19 protein-coding genes are annotated in these 19319 nt (G+C 39.3%); 2 read left to right on the plus strand and 17 right to left on the minus strand.

Going from position 1 to position 19319, the window contains the following annotated elements:
- Positions 1-20 precede the first annotated feature (20 nt).
- From FVB32_RS06660 to FVB32_RS06725, 14 genes are all read right to left on the minus strand, one after another.
- Positions 21-1688, minus strand: a complete 1668-nt coding sequence (locus FVB32_RS06660; RefSeq protein ID WP_147742407.1) for a formate--tetrahydrofolate ligase — start codon at positions 1686-1688, stop codon at positions 21-23.
- Positions 1689-1767: 79 nt separating this feature from the next.
- Positions 1768-2295: a DUF4442 domain-containing protein gene (locus FVB32_RS06665; protein ID WP_147742409.1), complete on the minus strand. Its 528-nt coding sequence runs from the start codon at positions 2293-2295 to the stop codon at positions 1768-1770.
- 7 nt (positions 2296-2302) lie between these two features.
- Positions 2303-2899, minus strand: a complete 597-nt coding sequence (locus FVB32_RS06670) for a DUF1287 domain-containing protein (RefSeq protein WP_147742411.1) — start codon at positions 2897-2899, stop codon at positions 2303-2305.
- 16 nt (positions 2900-2915) lie between these two features.
- Positions 2916-3344 carry a DUF1801 domain-containing protein gene (locus FVB32_RS06675; RefSeq protein ID WP_147742413.1) on the minus strand — a complete coding sequence of 143 codons (429 nt, stop codon included), beginning with the start codon at positions 3342-3344 and terminating at the stop codon, positions 2916-2918.
- 36 nt (positions 3345-3380) lie between these two features.
- Positions 3381-4793 carry an SUMF1/EgtB/PvdO family nonheme iron enzyme gene (locus FVB32_RS06680; protein WP_147742415.1) on the minus strand — a complete coding sequence of 471 codons (1413 nt, stop codon included), beginning with the start codon at positions 4791-4793 and terminating at the stop codon, positions 3381-3383.
- 324 nt (positions 4794-5117) lie between these two features.
- Positions 5118-5543, minus strand: a complete 426-nt coding sequence (locus FVB32_RS06685; protein WP_147742417.1) for a VOC family protein — start codon at positions 5541-5543, stop codon at positions 5118-5120.
- Between the two features lie 15 nt (positions 5544-5558).
- Entirely contained in the window at positions 5559-6020 is a 462-nt protein-coding gene (locus FVB32_RS06690) for a DUF1572 domain-containing protein (protein WP_147742419.1), read from the minus strand.
- A 108-nt stretch (positions 6021-6128) separates the two neighbouring features.
- Positions 6129-6500, minus strand: coding sequence for a nuclear transport factor 2 family protein (locus FVB32_RS06695; RefSeq protein WP_147742421.1), 372 nt, complete (start codon positions 6498-6500; stop codon positions 6129-6131).
- A 115-nt stretch (positions 6501-6615) separates the two neighbouring features.
- Positions 6616-6993, minus strand: coding sequence for a DUF2200 domain-containing protein (locus FVB32_RS06700; RefSeq protein ID WP_147742423.1), 378 nt, complete (start codon positions 6991-6993; stop codon positions 6616-6618).
- Between the two features lie 133 nt (positions 6994-7126).
- Positions 7127-8110: a metallophosphoesterase family protein gene (locus FVB32_RS06705; protein ID WP_147742425.1), complete on the minus strand. Its 984-nt coding sequence runs from the start codon at positions 8108-8110 to the stop codon at positions 7127-7129.
- A gap of 86 nt (positions 8111-8196) precedes the next feature.
- Complete coding sequence (locus FVB32_RS06710) at positions 8197-10257, minus strand: TonB-dependent receptor family protein (RefSeq protein ID WP_147742427.1); 2061 nt, start codon at positions 10255-10257, stop codon at positions 8197-8199.
- Between the two features lie 24 nt (positions 10258-10281).
- Positions 10282-11388, minus strand: a complete 1107-nt coding sequence (locus tag FVB32_RS06715) for a Gfo/Idh/MocA family protein (RefSeq protein ID WP_147742429.1) — start codon at positions 11386-11388, stop codon at positions 10282-10284.
- Between the two features lie 39 nt (positions 11389-11427).
- A complete protein-coding gene (locus tag FVB32_RS06720; RefSeq protein WP_147742431.1) occupies positions 11428-11982 on the minus strand; it encodes a cysteine hydrolase family protein in 555 nt (184 codons plus the stop codon).
- Between the two features lie 30 nt (positions 11983-12012).
- On the minus strand, positions 12013-12531 hold the full coding sequence (locus FVB32_RS06725; RefSeq protein ID WP_147742433.1) for a hypothetical protein: 519 nt from the start codon (positions 12529-12531) through the stop codon (positions 12013-12015).
- A gap of 126 nt (positions 12532-12657) precedes the next feature.
- On the opposite strand from FVB32_RS06725, the gene FVB32_RS06730 reads away from it, so the two are divergent.
- On the plus strand, positions 12658-13422 hold the full coding sequence (locus tag FVB32_RS06730; RefSeq protein ID WP_147742435.1) for an exodeoxyribonuclease III: 765 nt from the start codon (positions 12658-12660) through the stop codon (positions 13420-13422).
- Positions 13423-13482: 60 nt separating this feature from the next.
- Complete coding sequence (locus FVB32_RS06735; protein WP_147742437.1) at positions 13483-14523, plus strand: aldo/keto reductase; 1041 nt, start codon at positions 13483-13485, stop codon at positions 14521-14523.
- A gap of 5 nt (positions 14524-14528) precedes the next feature.
- On the opposite strand, the gene FVB32_RS06740 is transcribed toward FVB32_RS06735, so the two are convergent.
- Genes FVB32_RS06740 through FVB32_RS06750 form a run of 3 tightly spaced genes read right to left on the minus strand, consistent with a single transcriptional unit; the run spans position 14529 to position 19298 of the window.
- Positions 14529-16691 carry an outer membrane protein assembly factor BamB family protein gene (locus FVB32_RS06740; RefSeq protein WP_147742439.1) on the minus strand — a complete coding sequence of 721 codons (2163 nt, stop codon included), beginning with the start codon at positions 16689-16691 and terminating at the stop codon, positions 14529-14531.
- A gap of 51 nt (positions 16692-16742) precedes the next feature.
- Positions 16743-18101: a DNA repair protein RadA gene (radA, locus tag FVB32_RS06745; RefSeq protein ID WP_147742441.1), complete on the minus strand. Its 1359-nt coding sequence runs from the start codon at positions 18099-18101 to the stop codon at positions 16743-16745.
- A 54-nt stretch (positions 18102-18155) separates the two neighbouring features.
- Positions 18156-19298: an alpha/beta hydrolase gene (locus tag FVB32_RS06750; protein ID WP_147742443.1), complete on the minus strand. Its 1143-nt coding sequence runs from the start codon at positions 19296-19298 to the stop codon at positions 18156-18158.
- Positions 19299-19319 lie beyond the last annotated feature (21 nt).

Raw genomic sequence — 19319 nt, forward strand, 5'->3', positions numbered from 1 at the left:
AGATAAACGATTTCCTGTTACTAGAACAAACCTGTAATCTCACCTTCATCATTTACATCGATACCTTCGGAGGAAGGATGAGCAGGTAGGCCGGGCATACGCATGATGTCTCCTGTAATAGGAACCAAAAATCCGGCACCTACGGCAATTTCAATCTCTCTTACGGTAATTATAAAGTCTTTTGGACGCCCCAATAGTTTGGGATTGTCCGATAATGATTTTTGGGTTTTTGCGATACAGACGGGCAAATGATCAAGACCCAAATTGGAAATTTTACGTAAATGTGCTTTCGCTTTTGAGGTATAATCTACATGCTCTGCGCCATAAATTTCAGTGGCAATAATGGCAATTTTGTCCATGACACTGGATTCCCATTTGTATAAAGGGGTAAAATCTGAAACATTGGATTCCACAACATCGATAACATGCTGTGCCAACTCTTCGGCACCTTCTCCACCTTTGGCCCAAACCTCGGCCACTGCAATGCGAACACCTTTAGCTGCTGCCAAGTCTTTAATTACCTCAATTTCAGCATCCGTATCAGTGATAAATTTGTTGATGGAAATAACAGGGACAATATTGAATTTGGCAATATTCTCTAGATGCTTTTCCAAATTTGGGAGGCCTTTTTTAAGCGCTTCCACATTGGGTTTGGTAAGTGATTTTAAATCTGCCCCTCCATGATATTTTAGTGCACGCACAGTAGCAGTAAGAACTACTGCCTTCGGTTTTAAATCAGCACTCTGACATTTGATGTCAAAGAACTTTTCTGCCCCCAAATCAAATCCAAAACCAGCTTCGGTAACGGTATATTCAGAGTAAGACATGCCCATTCGGGTAGCAATTACGGAGTTGGTACCTTGCGCAATATTGGCAAAGGGTCCTCCATGGATAATGGCAGGATTCCCTTCTATAGTTTGTACTAAATTGGGTTTGATGGCATCTTTGAGCAAAGCGGTCATGGCTCCTTCTGCCTTTAGGTCTTTGGCATAAATAGGCTCTTTATCAAAAGTGTAACCTATGAAGATATTTCCTAAGCGCTTTTTTAGGTCACCTAAGTTTTCCGCCAGACAAAGAATGGCCATAATTTCTGAGGCTGCAGTAATATCAAAACCGGTTTCTCTGGGCACACCTGAGGTAGTGCCTCCCAGCCCCACAATAACATGCCGTAGCGAACGATCGTTCATATCCATGACACGTTTCCAACCAATGGTTCTTGGATCCAAACGCAAAGACCTGGTCTTACTTTGAATATTGTTGTCAATTACAGCCGATAAAAGATTATGGGCTTTTTCAATAGCGGCAAAATCACCTGTAAAATGAAGATTGATGTCCTCCATAGGTAGTACCTGCGAATATCCACCTCCCGTAGCACCACCTTTAATCCCAAAAACAGGGCCTAATGAGGGTTCTCTTAAAACCACAGTGGTTTTTTTGTTCAACCTGTTTAATCCTTCTGTAAGGCCTATGGACATGGTAGTTTTTCCCTCCCCAGCTGGGGTTGGAGAAATTGCCGATACCAAAATGAGATGACTCTTTTCAGCTTGTTCTTTGTTGATTGCTTGTAAGGGTAACTTGGCTTTGTGTCTGCCATACATTTCAATGGTGTCTGGATTCACCCCAAACTTTTCCGCAATGTTTGAAATGGGTTGTAGCGTAACCCCTTTTGCAATTTCCAAATCGGACATAGATAGTTGTTTTGAGTTAGGTTTGAAACGGATGCAAAAGCTCCATTTTAACTGTTACAATATACCATAATCAAGTGAGTTATTTTGCTCTTTTTTCTTCCCTTTTCTTTTTGAAATAACTTTTATCCGCTATGTAAATCGTCTTCTTTACTTGACAAAATACTTGGGTTTTATCCCGATTGGTAAGATTCGTTATTTTAACAATTTCCATTTCATTTTCTAGACTCACTTTAGTTCTGATTGTATCAAGTTCCTGAGGGGTGTAACTAAATTCAGCATAAAGATGCTCTTTGGCAGGGCGTTTAAATAAAATTTCGGCAGATTTGTCCCATACCACATAGTTTTTGTCCAGTAGATTAATCAACTGCACCATAGGAATTGGGTCCACAGCGGAAAACATACTGCCACCAAAAATAGAATTCACATAGTTTCTGTTTTTATAAGTAATGGGAAGTTTTACAGTTACCTGAAGCAGATCTTCCGATACATGAGTTACTCTGGCGGTACTCCTTCTATACATGGGGGATAGATTAAACCCATATTTAAAGAGCGTATGCTTTTTAATAAACTTGGAACCTACATCTGCAAGTTTTTGATATACTGACATTGACTTTTTAGTTTGAGGGTGAAATAGGATGATAACGATAATGTCCAATAATTTTAAAGTCAAAAAGCATGTCTTCCAAAACCTGCCCGCGACCTATGTTGTGTACAATTAAATTGCGTTTTCCATCATTGGATTTTTTATTGACCACGATGCCGATGTGGGTAATGGCACCTCCTAAATTCCAGCAAACAACATCGCCAGGGAGGTAATCTTTGGCCTGACTGGAAATGGACTTTTCTGCACCTTGGCGTTTAAAATAGGTCATTAGATTGGGGACACGACGATGATCTATGTTTTTATCTGTACGGGATAGTCCCCAAATCTTGGGATAGGCACTAAAATTAGTTTTCATGTCTTCGTGTACTTTTTGTTGCAAATCAACACTCATTTTTCGGTAGGCACGGATGATGACATCAGTACAGACCCCTTTGTTGCTGGGGACATCTCCATTAGGATAATCAATGGAAAAGTAGCTTGGGTCATAAGTCACTTGTTGCCGAGTAAGTTCCATGGCAGCATCTACTAAAGTAGCAGGTGCAGCAACTGTTTGACTCCAACAAAGATTGAAAGCCAGTAAAACCAGTATCAATAATACGCTTCTCATGTGTTTTTTGTAATGATCATAATCCCAAGAGCGGTAAATGCTTTACGTTATGGTACGTTAATGTAGCTTTGATGCATTGCTTTAATTCCGTTTTCGGAAGTTCATCATCCAATTGAAAAACGATGGCACGGTTCTTCTCAAAAGAAAATACATCTTTAAACACGGTCCTGAACGATGGCACCAATTGGCTTGTACATTTGAAATACATTGCATATTGATCTGGACTTTTTTGCTTCCAGTCCATACGAAGCGTACTTCCTTTTTTGGTGAGATAACTAGGCTCTCCCCATTTTAGAGTTTCTTCCAAAGTGGTTATTTCCTCTACTTCCTCCGCAGTTTCCAAAACCAATTGCCTCAACTTTTCCATTTTGCCTTTTACCTTTTTAGGGTACGCTTCAAAAACGGCTTTAACTTCTGGGTTGGATTGCAGTTTTATAGTTTTCATTTAATTCGTATCGATTATACCAGATTATGGTTAGGTCTAGTTTGAACTTCTAACAAATCTTGTTCCATAGGCATTATTCCGCATCCCGCCATGCCACCCACCATATGTTCTATAGGCAATTGGACTAAACGGATTAAACTCATGATATTCTCGATCATAACCATAGAAACCTCCGCCACGGAAACCTATACCTCCGGATGCTCTCACACCCGTTGGCCAATTTTGGTCAGTAGCGGTACCACTAGGAGACAAGGTCCCATCACCATGTGACCCAATATAAGCTCTTCCAATTGGATGTCCTATGGTAATTACTCTTTCCCACAAACTACCGGCCATATCCATTACCCAATAGTATGATGCTCCGAAGTGCGCTTTTGTGGCATCTGTTAATTGTGACTCGTCCCATCCGTTGGCCATAATTAGCATACGATCATCACTCGGAATTCGCTGCATTTTTTCTTTGCTATTTGAGCCCCATGGAAATTCCTTTGCAATAGGTTGGGAAGGACCTCTTACTGCCTTTGTGTATTCAAACTCGGTCATAGGTCTTAAACCGGCCCAATCTGCAAAAGCCATGGCGTCATCCCAACCCACAAAGAGACAAGGTTTGCTTGGATTTTCTGTGGAATACGAGTCATTTTCAAAAGTGATAGTTCCACCCTGTATGGTGTATTTTTCTTCATTGATTATTACCCTATCACTGATTTGACTTTGTGCAAGACTATTCAGAAAAGTTGCATATTGGCCTTCGTTGAGCTCATATTTCATGACATAAAATGAAACGACCCCTTTGGGATAGCTGGAAGGGATAGGTCCTTTTTGATCCCCTTCGTAGTGCTCTGGCCCTGCTTCATAAAATAGATCCCCCGTTTCGGATACCGTTAATTTTTGACGCTCTGAATTGATTGCAACTAATCCAGTAGCATCGCCTTTTTTTTTGGGCGCGAAGAAACTGCCATATTCCTGCGCTTTTGTATCTGGGTCTCCCAAGGTAAAAGATCCTTCGGGGATATTCACCATTTCAATGCCGTAGGCAGTAAAATACCAATTTATGGGATCAACGTCCACAAAACTTATTTTATCCAACAACACTTTAATAGTGGCTTCTACCTTGCCTCTAAATGTATTTTTTGGTTTAAGAAATAAGCCAATGCCATCGCTTGGCACTTCAAAATCTAAAGTCATATTGTTCGAAAAAACCGAAACTATGGAATGCCCCTCTTTCAATATATTAATATGTTGATACCCTTTTTCAGATGATAATGATTTAAAAAACAGCCAAACAGCATCATTGTTTTTTTCGTTGTTCCATGCATTGTCCCAACTCACATTAAATATAGTGTAGGGAGTATCTCCTTCGGCGTAGAGCAAAGGTGTTGAAATCTTTAGGTCGGAAGCTTTTACAAAAAAGGAGAGGATAAAAATCAATAGTGTTAAGGAATGTTTCATGGTTATGACATATGATTGATGAATGAAGACCAGCTTTTTCTTAAGAAACTGGCTGCATATGCCTAAAGTTAGCCAATTCACAGGATTATTAAAACAGGCAGGGTTAAGACGATTTTATCCGGGCCCCATTTAACTTCTCCAAGGTGGATTTAAGCTGTTTTCCATCGAGGTCTTTTAGTCTTCCCTCCCGCCAAAGCCAAGGTCTGTTGCTGGGTTTTTCCTTAAAAACAATTCCTCTTTGGTAATAATCTTAGCACCAAGATATTGGAAAAAATATAGGCTAGAGTCAATCTTTTTGTCATTTGAAGCTCATAAAATGTGAAGTTATTCTGAAAGGTTCAGTTGCCATGAAATACCATATCTGTCTTCACACCATCCAAATTTTTTGCCAAAGCCATAATTTTCTGAGCCGTAATCGTCAAGAGGAACCATAACCTGACCACCATTTGAAGAAAGCTCATCAAATAGAGTTTGTATCTGATTTTCTGAGCCACATTCAGCAAACAGTGACACTCCCGGAGTAAATGACCAGGCATGGTTATAATTACTTTCAGAGACTCCGTATTCAACACCATTTAATGTAAATATTCCATATTTGATAAGCTCTGGTGTTCCTCCAGCCTCTCCTTCTGAGTATTTTGTTATGCTTTTGATTTCCGAATTCGGAAAGATTGAAGTATAAAAATTAATTGCTTCTTCGGCCCTTCCGCATTGATTACCTACAAACGTTAGAAATGTTGTTATTTGCATTTTCTTAATTTTAGTTCAAACCATTTTTTTTATCAGAACAATTTGACCAAGATGATAGTAACTATGTTCAATCATTCCATCAATGTTTCTATAATAAGTTCCATATTTTTCATTTACAAAGTCTCGATTCAATTCTTCATCTGTCATTTTTTCTATTAATGCAGCAAGATTTTCTGTATCACTCCAAAATGTGTTTTGAAATGTCTCCCATTCAATTTGCGATTTAATAGGTGGGAAATCAAAACTGTACTTATCTCTAATTTCAAGTTTTCCAGTAGTAAACACGTTTTTTATTCCAGCGATATAATAATGGATATGCTGGGACAAAATTGAAATCGTATTTAATGATTCAAATTCTGTTGTTGCAATTTTCCAATCCAAGCCCTCCAATTGGTCTTTAAAATTTGTATTCGCAATCCAAGTACCATTTAGAATCACTTCTCGAAGTCGCTTAGCTAATTGATTACTTTTTGCCATTTTAGAGGTTATTTTGTCATATTATACATAACGGTCTGAGCTATGAACAGTACGGGAGCAAATTGGCGTTAGCTTTCCGCCACGCACATAGCGAAATCTTTATATTCATCATTCTGCTTTTTTACTCAGATTTTCAGTTAGCAAAATCCATTTCCCATTTTCATTAATTAGAACTGTGGTCCCAATTCCGTTTCCTTTTGTAAGATTTTCATTGATTATTCCTTCCCAGTAGAATTCAAACACAAAAGCGGCCATAGATTCTTTTTTAAGAATCCATCGTACATTTTGTATTGAATATTCTTCGTTCTTAATCATTGAAAAATTTTTTTCAAAGGCAATTCTAACTTTTGATTTCCCCATATGAATTGTTCCATTAGAAAAAGTTACACAGGCATTATCATGAAATAACGGGTCAACATTTTTCCAATCCTGCGTTTTTAAGGCAGCTTCATATTCTTTTATAAAATCTTCTGGTTTCATTTACTACTATGTTCGATTATAATTGCCGCCAACGTTTTGGCTAAACTGCGTTTGGTTCCATCGAAGTCTCGACGTAGGTGAGTTAATGCAATTTAGGTTTTGTTAGCACCAGTTTCTACTTTTTTTCTTCACGTAAAATTTTCTCCATTTTACGACCTCTTGCCAATTCATCAATCAGCTTTTCCATGCGTCTACATTGTTTATACAATTCAAATTCATCCTCTATTTCTTCAATTCGATAACCACAAACGACTCCTTTAATCAAGTGTGCGTTAGGATGTATTTTAGCTTTTTGAAAAAATGTTCTAAAGGTTGCTTTATCATCAATAAGTGCTTGTAAAGCCTCTTGATCAAAACCAGTAAGCCATTTAATTACTTGATTGAGTTCTTCTTTTGTTCTCCCATTTTTCTTCAATCTATTAAGGTAAAGTGGATAAATGGATGCAAATATCATATTGGCAACCTTTTCATTTTTTTCGGCTGTAACTTTCATTTTTATTTGATTTTGAATTGATTGGTGCCAACTTGTTTATATGGATGTATAATACATCGTTATACTCCTAAATATAGCATATAAACGATACATAACTTAAAGTATAATGTAGAACGCATTCTTTGATCACGGCTCACAATCCCTCTGGCACCTTCCCTGCTTCATCCAAAATCCCTTCCATTTTTAAATGGGTAATCACAGGCTTTTTAGCCATCCGTACCAAGGTAATATGATCAAAGGAGAGAGAGTCTGCTGGATCTTGGCCTCCGCCCGTAGTGCCTAAAATAGTATAACTTCTACCATGGCGCGTTTGGTTAGAAAAGGAATGAAAATGCCCATTAATCACTGTATAGGGACGATTTGCCAGCAATGCCTCCAACTTGCCCAAACCTTTTTCATCCTCACGCATCCATAAAGGTTTGTGCATAAGCACAAAAGTCCATTTTACGGTTGGGTATTTTTCCAACACCCCTTTAAAATAGTTGAACTGCCCATCACCCATACCACCTACCCGGCGCTCTTGCATATGAAAGTATTCGGAGTCTTCAAAAGTGCCCTCCAACGCTCCTTTAATAATTTTTATGGCCTTGGCTCGGGCCTTGTAAATCTCCATCATCCGCTCTTCTTCGTAATCTTCAGAATCCAACATTAAAAACAATACATCTTCATATACAAAATGATAGTAGCGTGGCCCCAATCTGTTTTTCCAAAATGTACGCATGGCAGGGTTGGTAAGATCATGGTTGCCGCCCAGATAAAAGAAAGGCATATTTAATTTAGCGGTACGTTCATCAAACGAGTCCCATTCCTTGGTCAATTGTTCGGTATCTTCGGTGCCGCCATCGATAAGATCGCCAACGCTGAGGACAAAAGTGGGGTCCAGCATATTCAATTGTGTCACCGCGGTACTGTAGACGCCTTCCCGCTCCCCACCATTTAGATCCGAAATGATCCCAAAGGTGAAATCTTCCTCCTCCAGTTCAAATTCGTCGCTGGTCCAGGGGGTAGGGCCTTCGGTAATATCATGTTCAAACTTGGGCTGGGGAGCAGGTTCTGGATTGGTCTTACAGCTAATTAAGCAAAGTAGTACAAGGCCTAGGAGTATATGGGTTTTCATGCTAGTTTTGGTTTAGGATTGACGTATATAAACCTAACCAATAAAGCCATGATATGCAAAGTAAACTGCTCCTAAGGTTGAGGTGCTTACAAAAGGTAACTCAACTTAAATCCTCCATAAACATTTCGTCCATTCCCCGGATAAAAATAGCGAGGAAGCGCACCACCAAAACTTGAGGCGTTGATTAATACGCTTTGCGCATAATTGGTGTCGAAAAGATTGTTTATTCCTGCGTTTAATCCCAAAGAAAAATGTGAAGACAGGCTAGTTTGATATCCTAGTTTTGCATTGAAAACATTGAAAGAATCACTATTTAAGCTGTTGGCATCCGTTAGTGGAATGTCATCCACAAATTGATGGGTCAAGTTTAGTTGTAACCCATTTGTATGGCGGAAATCCACCCCAGAACTGATGCGATGTTTGGGCACTCCAGTCAAAGGGTTTCCGGAAAAATTATCATCACCATCTACAAAATCGACAAAGCTATGATCGCTTAGGGTATAGCTTAGGTAGGGAGATAGCACCAGTTGTTTGCAAAGCCGAAGGGCATATTTGGCATCCAACTCCAATCCTTGGTGCCGCGTTTCTCCAGCATTTCGGCCAATGAATTGATCTTCGCCTACGCGTTGCGCTACCAATAGGTTATTAATGTTCATACGGTAGAGCGCAAAATTTAACGACAAATGTTTTCTTAGCAACGCAAACTGCCCGCCCAGTTCAAAATTGGTGCCTGTTTCTTGTGCAATATCTGGGTTGATGACCCCATCTGGAGTTAAAGTTTCTTCTAGACTAGGATTACTAAATCCACGGCTGATGTTGGTATATAATTGTCCCTGCTTAAATTGATATTGCAATCCAAAACTAGGAAGCAAAATGGCATCAAAATTCCGTTCGGCAGAAGTATTGGCAATACCTTGGTTGAACAAATCTCTAAAATCGTAGTCAGTATTGTTGAGGCTGAGACCCATTTGGGCTGAAAAAGCAGCACTCAGAGGATAGGTAATCGTGCCGAAAAGATTCAATTGACTTCTAAATTCTTGATTGCGACTAAGTCTATCTCCCTCTAGACTGCCATTGCCATTATTGTCCCTGAATAGATTTTGAAATGTGCCCCAGTGGTACTCATCCTTATACAATTCTCCACCAAAAGTGTATTGGGCCTTAGCCCATTGTCCTTCAAATTGGCTTCGTAGACCAAAACCGTTGGTAAATTCATCCAAAATATTGAACGGACGAGGTTCGTAATGATCTAAATAGGTATAAAAAATACTGGTGGTATTTTTAAGGTTTTGCGAAAATTGATGTGTATATGATAATCCTAGAAGCGTATATTGGTTAGCCTCAAACCCTTGTGCAGCCAACCAATTGGCAGCGGCGCGGGTAGGATCTTCATCAAAGTCGGTTTGGTTTAGGGAACTGGGAATCTGTGCAGTATAATCTATGTAATTGATTAATATTCCCAAACTGCCTTTGGAACCGATTTTTATATTGGAATTTAGCAAAAAACCATCGCGGTCAAAGTTATTGTTTTGCCGATAGCCGTCGGTTTCAAAATGGTTGTAGCTAAAACTAAGGTCCAATTTATTGTTGGAGTGTTGAAAGGCCAGATTATCCTTTAACATACCGTATGACCCTATGGTAAAATTGTTGACCAATTTAGTCTCATCTTCAAAAACAGGTTTGGTGTCCAATAAAATAGCTCCGCCTAAATTGGCACCAAATGAGGTGGCTTTTGGGCCTTTAATGATTTCAATAGCTCTTAAGTTTTCAAAATCGAAAGCCTCAATAGTTGAAGAGCCAGTGCCATTGGTCACGGGAATGCCATTAAAGTACAAGCGAAGTTTGTCGGTCCCAAAAGGTGTTCTGGCCCCAACCCCTCTAATGGTTATGCGATTGGTGTTTAATGCCCCCGAGAGGATGTAGACTCCGGACACTTGATTTATGGCCGAGGCGATATCGATGGGGTTGAATTTTTCAAAAGTGGTCGGGCCAATAGTTGAAGAGGGGGTTATTCCTACTGCTTTTTTGGTTATTACATCCTCCAAAAGGATAATCTCATCCAATTGGGTTACTGAATCTTTTTTGATTTCTTGCGAGAACAACTGCATTGTAAAAAGTAAAAATAGAACAGAGAGGAAATCTTTCATGAGGGTATAGCGGAACTTAAAATATTATTTTTTTAATGTGATAGTTTTTCCTTTTTTGGCACTTTCTCTTGCGGCATCTAAAATTTCCATCACAACCATATTATTTTCTAGTGATGAAAGGTTGTGAGGGGGAAGCGAAATCTTGTTTTTAATCACTGCAGCAAGGAAGGAAAAAGGATCATTAAAAGGAGCTTCCCTTTCCTTAAGCGTAAATTGTTCCTCACTGTATCCATCATACCCTTCTGCAATACGGATACGTAAATCGTTTCTGTTGTCAGCATAAATAGCACCTGTTAATCCATATACCTCCATATCTTTTCTACCCATAGGCCAGTTCCAAGATGGTTCTAAAATTGCCTGGGCATCATCATAGGTAAGAATAATAGTAGCATCATCATCCACTTTTGGATTGTTTTCAGGCTGTAATTGTTGGGTAATTGCTGTTACGGTATTGGGTCGTTCTCCATTTTTGAGCCAGGTCATTAAATTGGCACCATAGCATCCAAAATCCATGATTGCTCCTCCTCCATTATCTTTTGGATCTAATAACCAGTCCAAAAACTCACTGTTGATTCCTAATTTGGCAGGTCCACGATGTCCATCACGGACGATTACTTTTCTTAAATCACCCACTTTCCCTTGATCTAGTAATTCTTTAGCGCTGTGATTGGTGGGGTACCAAGTAGTTTCATAATTGGTCAATAAATGAATGTTGTGCTTTTCCGCTAATGCTTTCATTTGTTTTGCGTGTTTTAAACTCACTGCCAAAGGTTTTTCCACCATGACATGAATGCCTTTTGGTGCACAAACTTCAACGACTTCTAAATGGTCATAAATGGTTCCAAATGCTGTAACGGCTTCTGGTTTTGTGGCTGCAATCATTTCTTCCAAAGTATCAAAGACCAAATCCATGGAATATCCGTATTGTTCGGAATAGCGTTTAGCCAAATCGCGGTTGGGTTCCACCATTCCTACAATTTCTATATTGGGATTGTCTTCAATGCCCAGAATCCAATGCACATGAGTGTGTGTAAGGCCAGCTACTCCTATTTTTAATGGTTTTTCTTGAGAAAAACACGAGGAGAAATGCACAATAACACAAAAAATAAAGGGAATTGCATAACGCAACATAAGGGAGAATTTAAAATGAATATCCTATAAAAATAGCAACTAATTACGTAGCTCCTTTAATAATGTTGCCGTATCCTTTATGATGGCAAATTCATCTTTAAGATTGGCCAACGCAGTATTATGGATAAGTTCCGCGCTATACTTTTCTCCCGTAACCCCAATTTTATTGAAAGATGCTGTGGCATCGGAAATTAAGGTAGTATTAAATCCAAGATTGGAGGCCATTCTAGTTGAGGTAGAGATACAATGCTCAGTAGTAAGCCCAACAATAACCACATCAGTTATGTTTTTAGACTTTAGCTGTGCTTCCAAATCCGTTCCAATGAAAGCGCTGTTCACATTTTTTTGAATAATAGGTTCTCCATTTTTAGGTTGAGTGGAAGGATGAAATGCGTTTCCTTCTTTGGTAGGATGTAAGGGAGATTCCGGATTTGTGGAGCAATGCTGAATATGGAACCTGGGTAAAGCTTTTTCGCGAAAAGCCTCTAAAATTTTTTGGCAATTGGCTTCTGCTTCTGGATTGCTACGTTCTTCACCGTAATAATTGGTTTCTTGGAGACCAAGTTGTATGTCTATCAATAATAAGGCTGTCATCAAAAAAAAAATTAAGCCTAAAATTAAGGATTAAAACCTGAAGCCCACAGATAATCCTCCACGGTACATAAAGGTATCTTGAAAATCCTCAGGGTTGATATTTCTGCCAAATCCGCCATGAATTTCCAAGGTAAATTTTTCACTTCGGGTAGCCCATTTATTTCCTAACCCCAAGCCTAATGCTACGGTATTATACTCATTGTCCCTAAACGCTAAAGGGTCACCAGCTTCGTTGTCTTCGCCGGTGTAATACACCCCAAAGGCCTCAGCAAAAAAACCGCTACGGGGTTGGTAACCAAAGTATGCCCTAAAGTTTGCCCCAATTCCAAAATCCCCGTTGTAGTCTGTGGCATCATTATCAAAATAAACCGTACCGCCAAAACTGGTGTCTTCGCTCAGGTAGTATTCATAAGAACCCTCTACAATACTAGTAGCTATGAAAAGCCCTGCATTGAACTTTATTTCATGATTGTTGCTGAATGCTGGATACGCCTGGGCGGTCATTACATATCCAGAAAGTAAAAGACCAAAAAAGACTAGGTTTTTCATAATAGTGATTTTAATTCCACCAAGAATAAGCAATTAGCGTTCCAAAAATTAAAGTTAGTCATCTCTGTCAAAAACTTCAATTTTAAATAGCCAAGTACATTGGTTATTTTTAGTGAAAATTTAGAAATGAAGATAGTATCGTATAACGTAAATGGAATAAGGGCGGCTTTAAACAAAGGGTTTATAGATTGGTTGCAAACTGTGGGTCCAGATGTGGTTTGTCTGCAAGAGACCAAAGCAATGAAAGAACAGGTAGATGTGTCCTTGTTTGTGGCAGCGGGCTATAAACATCATTATTGGTTTAGTGCACAAAAAAAAGGATATAGTGGGGTTGCTTTGCTATGCAAGGAAGAACCGGACCATGTTGAATTTGGCACTGGAGTTGACTATATGGATTTTGAAGGGCGAAATATACGAGCGGATTTTGGAGATATTTCCGTTATGAGTATGTACTTGCCATCTGGAACCAATATGGACCGTTTGGAATTTAAGCTCACCTATATGGCAGACTTTCAAAAATATGCTGATGCACTTAGAAAGGAGCGGCCCAATTTAATTGTTTGCGGGGATTACAATATATGTCATGAAGCTATTGATATTCATGATCCGGTACGAAACAAAAATGTATCTGGATTCTTGCCAGTGGAGCGGGAATGGATCGGTAGTTTTATGAAAAGTGGTTTTATAGACAGTTTTAGACATTTTAATAAAGAGCCGCATAACTATACATGGTGGAGTTACCGGGCCAATTCCAGGGCAAACAATAAAGGTTGGAGATTAGATTATGGGATGGTGAATGAATCTTTAAAAGATAGATTAAAACGTTCGGTGATCTTATCTGATGCCAAGCATAGCGATCACTGCCCTATTCTTTTAGAAGTAGAAAAATAACCATTGCTTTAAATTCCAGAAGTAAGTATTGAGTACTTTTGCACGTCTAAAAATTGCTAAATGAAATACACCAGACTTCCACATACCGATATTAAGGTGAGTAAAATCTGTTTAGGAACCATGACCTGGGGTAGGCAGAATACCGAAGCAGAAGGCCACGAGCAGATGGATTATGCACTAGAGCAGGGCATCAATTTTTTTGATACTGCAGAACTTTACCCCGTACCGGCCAAAAAAGAGTTATATGCGGTAACAGAGGAATTTATTGGTAATTGGTTTAAAAAGAATGGGAATCGAGACAAAGTGGTCTTGGCATCAAAAATTGCAGGGAGAGGTGATTATACCAAATTTATACGTACCACAGGTTTTAGCCGGGAATCCATTATTAAGGCAGTAGAGGGTAGTCTTCAAAGACTGCAAACAGATTACATTGATTTATACCAGCTGCATTGGCCAGAACGAAACACCAATTATTTTGGACAGCGCGGATTTAATGCTCATGTTATTGACCCTTGGGAAGATAATGTGCATCAAGTTTTGGAAACGCTTCGGGATTTAATTGAAGAAGGGAAGATTAGACATGTGGGAATTTCTAATGAAACTCCATGGGGAACCATGCGTTTTTTGGAAGAAAGCAAAGTGCATCAAAGTTTGCCACGAATGTTGACCATACAAAATCCGTATAACCTATTAAACAGGCTATTTGAAGTTGGTCTATCTGAAATTTCTACACGTGAAAATATAGGCTTGTTGCCATATTCTCCGCTTGGTTTTGGAGTGTTGAGTGGAAAATATTTAACAGAGATACCTCCTAGAAAGGCGAGAGTGACCCTTTTTCCCAATTACAATAGATATAGTGGAGAAACAGCGACCCAAGCCACTCAAAAATACTATGATTTAGCGGTGGAAAACGGATTGAGTCTTGCTCAAATGGCTTTAGCTTTTGTTAATACAAGACCTTTTGTAACCAGCAATATTATTGGAGCCACATCTATGGAGCAGCTAAAGGAAAACATTGGGAGTATAGATATTGAGCTTTCTGATGAGGTACTGGATGGGATTGAGGAGATTCATAATACCATTCCCAATCCTGCACCTTAGGTGCATTAGTCTAGAGCATACGCTCGATATTCATCACCTGATGGAGTTCCCATTTTTCCTCCTCCGCAAGCAATGACAACATATTGTTTGCCTTCAATTGCGTAGGTGGCTGGTGTGGCATAACCACCCGCGGGAAGATTGTCTTCCCAAAGCAATTCTCCTGTTTTCATATGAAAGGCTCTAATTTTTTCATCCTTTGTGGCGGCAATAAATAAAACACCACCAGCTGTGATTACTGGGCCACCATAATTTTCAATTCCTGATACAGGAATCTTAGGGTCATTCAAACTTTCTTCATGACCCAAAGGAACCTTCCATAAAAACTCACCATTGTTTAGATTGATGGCATTCAGTGTACCCCATGGTGGTTTAACCACTGGAAAACCGCGGTCATCTTTAAAACGTCCAAAACCAGATAATGCATAAGGGACATCAAGGGTTATTTTTTCTGTCCTGTGATCCGTGTCTTCATCAAGATTCATTAAAAAATAAGCAATCTCATCTATTTCTTTCTTGGTAAGGTTTGGCATTGCTGGCATTGCGCCTTTTCCCTTTTTAATTATAGCCTTTATAGTGTCAGGGCTCAAGCGTAGATGTGCATTTTGAAGCTCTGGAATTCCTGTTAGGCCCTGGAGCTCTCCTCCATGGCAACGAGCGCAATGTATTTGTGTAAATGATTCGCCAATTGAAACGTTTGCGCCTTCTTGACCTATGGCTTTCATTTTTACAATCCATGCCATCTCATTTGAATTTACATACATTACTCCGGTTGTAGGGTCTAAAGCGGCCCCTCCCCATTCAGCTCCCCCATCCGCACCGGGATAAAGCACCACACCAGTAGTATCAATGGGCATAAACTGACCTTGCGATGTAATTGATTTTAATTTTTCAAGAACAGTGGGGGAATCCGTATCCTCGCTTTTCTCTACCAAATCATCCACAAAGGCTTTCCGATTTGGGTCGTATAAATCATTTTCAGTGAGGATTTGTCTTGCGAACGGTTTGGGTTTTGTAGGTAAGGGCTGCGTAGGAAACGCATGCTCTCCTATTAAGGTTGAACTGGGATAGGACTTCTCCACTATAGGAAACAATGGTTCTCCTGTTACCCGATTAAACACAAAAATATGACCGCTTTTTGTAACCTGAGCTACAGCGGGTATTTCTTTTCCGGCACGAGTAATGGTTAGAAGGTTGGGCGGTGCGGGTAGATCCCGATCCCACATATCATGATGCACCATTTGAAAATGCCAGATGCGTTCTCCCGTATCCGCTTTAAGCGCCAATAAGGAATTCGCAAATAAATTCTTCCCTTCGCGATCTCCCCCATACCAGTCAAAGGCGGCAGACCCTGTAGGGATGTAAACGATGCCTCTTTCCAAATCTACGGCTAGTCCTGCCCAGCTATTGGCTCCACCTACTTTGGAATATGCTTCTTTGGGCCAGGTATCGTATCCATATTCGTTGGGTTGTGGAATGGTATGGAATGTCCATGCTATTTCTCCTGTTAACACATTGTAGGCTCGTATATGGCCAGGTGAAGACCCTGGACCCTCACCCACACGCGTTCCTTGAATTAAAAGATTTTTGTAAATAGTTCCAGGAGTATTGGCAACAACTGATAATTTCTCTGCATCTCTTCCTAAACCATCCCTTAAATCGATACTTCCATTTTTTCCAAAAGATGGAATCAACTCCCCATTTTCAATATCTACAGCGAAGAGTTTTGAACCAGAGGAAAAAAACAATCTACTTTTTTCTGCAGAATTTGAATTCCAGAAGCTTAACCCCCTATTGACACCAAGTTCAGAATTGTCAGAGGAATTGGGGCTAAACTTCCATAGTTCCTGACCGGTTTGCGCATCTAATGCAAAAAGCTCAATAGCTGCATTTACACCAAAAAACGTATTGCCTAGAATTAAAGGATTGGTCTGAATTTGGGTAGTTCTTCCCTCTTGAACCCCACCACTTTTGTATGTCCAGGCAAGTTTTAGTTGGCCTACATTTAAAGTATCAATATCATAGAGGGTTGAGTAATGAGATCTTCCTGGATCTCCCAAATAATGTTGCCAAGTTGCATAGTATTCTTTGTTACTTGGACTTTTGACCGTTTCGGAACAGGAGAGAAATAGTATACCGATTAAGAAAATAGAATTCCTGAATGTTTTCAAAACAAAGGTTTTCTAAATATAAAAAGATAAGGCTTAGAAAACTAGTTGTGATTAGAATAGGGACGTGACCACATCTTCAATTTTGGAAACCAACTGTATTTGAATAGAAGTGTTTTTTAACCCTATTTTGTTGCTTTTGGAAACATAAATTTGGATAAAACCCAGTTTTTCTGCTTCAAGAATGCGTTGGTCTACACGTTGTACTGGACGTATTTCCCCAGCAAGGCCAACTTCTGCAGCAAAGCAAACCCCTTTCTCAATAGGGATATCAGCATTGCTCGATAAGATTGCTGCTAAAACTGCCAAATCAATAGCGGGGTCATCAACAGAAATCCCACCAGTAATATTTAGGAAAACATCTTTTGCAGCCAATTTAAAACCAGCCCTTTTCTCAAGCACAGCCAAAAGCATGTTTAAACGTTTGGCATTGAACCCGGTTGCAGAACGTTGTGGGGTTCCATAAACTGCTGTGCTAACCAAGGCTTGAATCTCAATTAATAAAGGGCGCATCCCTTCAACGGTAGCTGCTATGGCTGTTCCGCTGAGGTCTTGATCATTTTTTGAAATCAATACTTCTGAAGGGTTGTTCACTTCACGAAGCCCACTTCCTTGCATTTCATAAATTCCTAACTCGGCAGTGGAACCGAACCTATTCTTTAGTGAACGAAGAATGCGATATACATAATTACGGTCTCCCTCAAACTGGAGGACCGTATCTACCATATGCTCTAAAATTTTAGGGCCGGCAATAGTACCATCTTTGGTAATATGACCTACCAGAATTACTGGGGTACTACTTTCCTTTGCAAATTTGATGAGCTCGGCCGTACATTCCCGTATTTGAGAGATACTTCCTGCAGCGGATTCAATATAATCGGTGTGTAATGTTTGAATGGAATCGATTACTACCAAATCTGGTTCTAAGGCGCCTATCTGTTGGAAAATGTTTTGGGTTTTGGTTTCAGTAAGAATAAAACAATTTTCACTATTTGGGTGAATACGGTCCGCCCGCATTTTAATCTGCTTTTGACTTTCTTCTCCAGACACGTAAAGTGTTTTGTATGCTAATTTTAAAGCAATTTGAAGTAAAAGGGTACTTTTTCCAATTCCAGGCTCTCCACCTAATAGAATTAATGAGCCTGGAACTATTCCCCCGCCCAATACTCTATTAAATTCCTGATCTTGAGTGTCTAATCTAAGTTCCTTTTCATTACTTATTTCGGAAATCCGTAAAGGGGCAGAGGCTTTTTTGGTAGAAGTTGAACCGCTTTTCCATGCTTTTTTGTCTTCTTTTTGCACCACTTCTTCAACTATGGTGTTCCATTGTTTGCAAGATGAACACTGTCCAATCCATTTAGGATATTGGGTGCCACAATTTTGACAGAAGAAAGCAGTTTTGGTTTTGGCCATTACCCTTTTTTGGTTTGGCCTAAAGATAGCAAAGTCCTAAAAAGAAACTAGATTTTAGTAACCGAAGTCGGCTTTTAATGCATCGATTTTTTCCAACGCCATATCTTTGGTTAAGAAATCGATTTCTTCCATTTGAAATGCTTTTTCAAATGTTTTGAAAGCCTTCTTGGGTTCACCCATTTCTTCAAAGTATTCTCCTTCAAAATAAAAACCTAACATGGTGTCTGGAAATTGTTTTTTGCACAATTCCGCTAGTGGTTTTAGAGATTCAAAATCGTCTTTTTTCAAACAAGCTGCATAAATAGCCATAATATCATTGAGCTCTACTGGCTTTTGGAATCCAAGCAATTTTTCAATCATATCATATCGGTCTTCCAGATATTTGAAAACAGGGTCGTTTGAGGTGAGAATTTCAGTCTTGTATTCCTTTGGACTAATAGGTCTAAATATTTTGAAAACATTATCGAATGCCTTACTAATGCCATAGGCAGCAATAGAAACATGATCGGCATCATCGTATTCATCAAAGAAGTAGTGTAGACTCTCTTTGCTTATAGATTTAACGGCGTTGTTCATTTGCAGAATACGCTGCCTATCTTCTGTCTTTTCTTTTTCCAATACAACATTGTAGAAAATCTCTTGATTCAGGTCTGATAGTCTAGCGGGGACCCTACTTTCCATTTCAGTTGCCAATACAGGAGATATGGATAGATAGGAATTAAAAAGCGACTTGTCTTTAAATAGAAAGTAATTGCCAAAGTTTGCGGTAATGTCATAGCCAATGAACATCTTAAAAGGAGCAACACTGTATTGTGTTTCTAAGAACGGAATAAGCTCGGTGCCCAGAAATTCATAGAATTTTGCACCTTTTTCGGTGGGCAAACCAGTGGTTTGTTCAAAATCACAATCTTCCCAACGGAGCTCGTTTTCTGCTTGATCTATACCAACAATAATAGCTTCTGGCATTCTGTGGTGGCGACTATAAAACCTAGCATTTGCAACCACAATATCAAAAAGGTATTCAGCATCCAAAACAAGAATTAAAGGATACTTTTTATCGTCTGAATAGTCTTCTGGAAAGTAATAAGAGACCCCTCTTCTTTCTTGAAGCTTGAAGGATTCAAAAATTTCCTTTTTCACCTGTGCTCCTAAATTAAAACACAGAAGGCCTATCAATATAAATAGACATCTTTTCATTAGTAAAGTTTTACTGGTTGG

This window comes from Flagellimonas hymeniacidonis (assembly GCF_008040165.1).
GTDB classification, from domain to species: Bacteria; Bacteroidota; Bacteroidia; order Flavobacteriales; family Flavobacteriaceae; genus Flagellimonas; species Flagellimonas hymeniacidonis.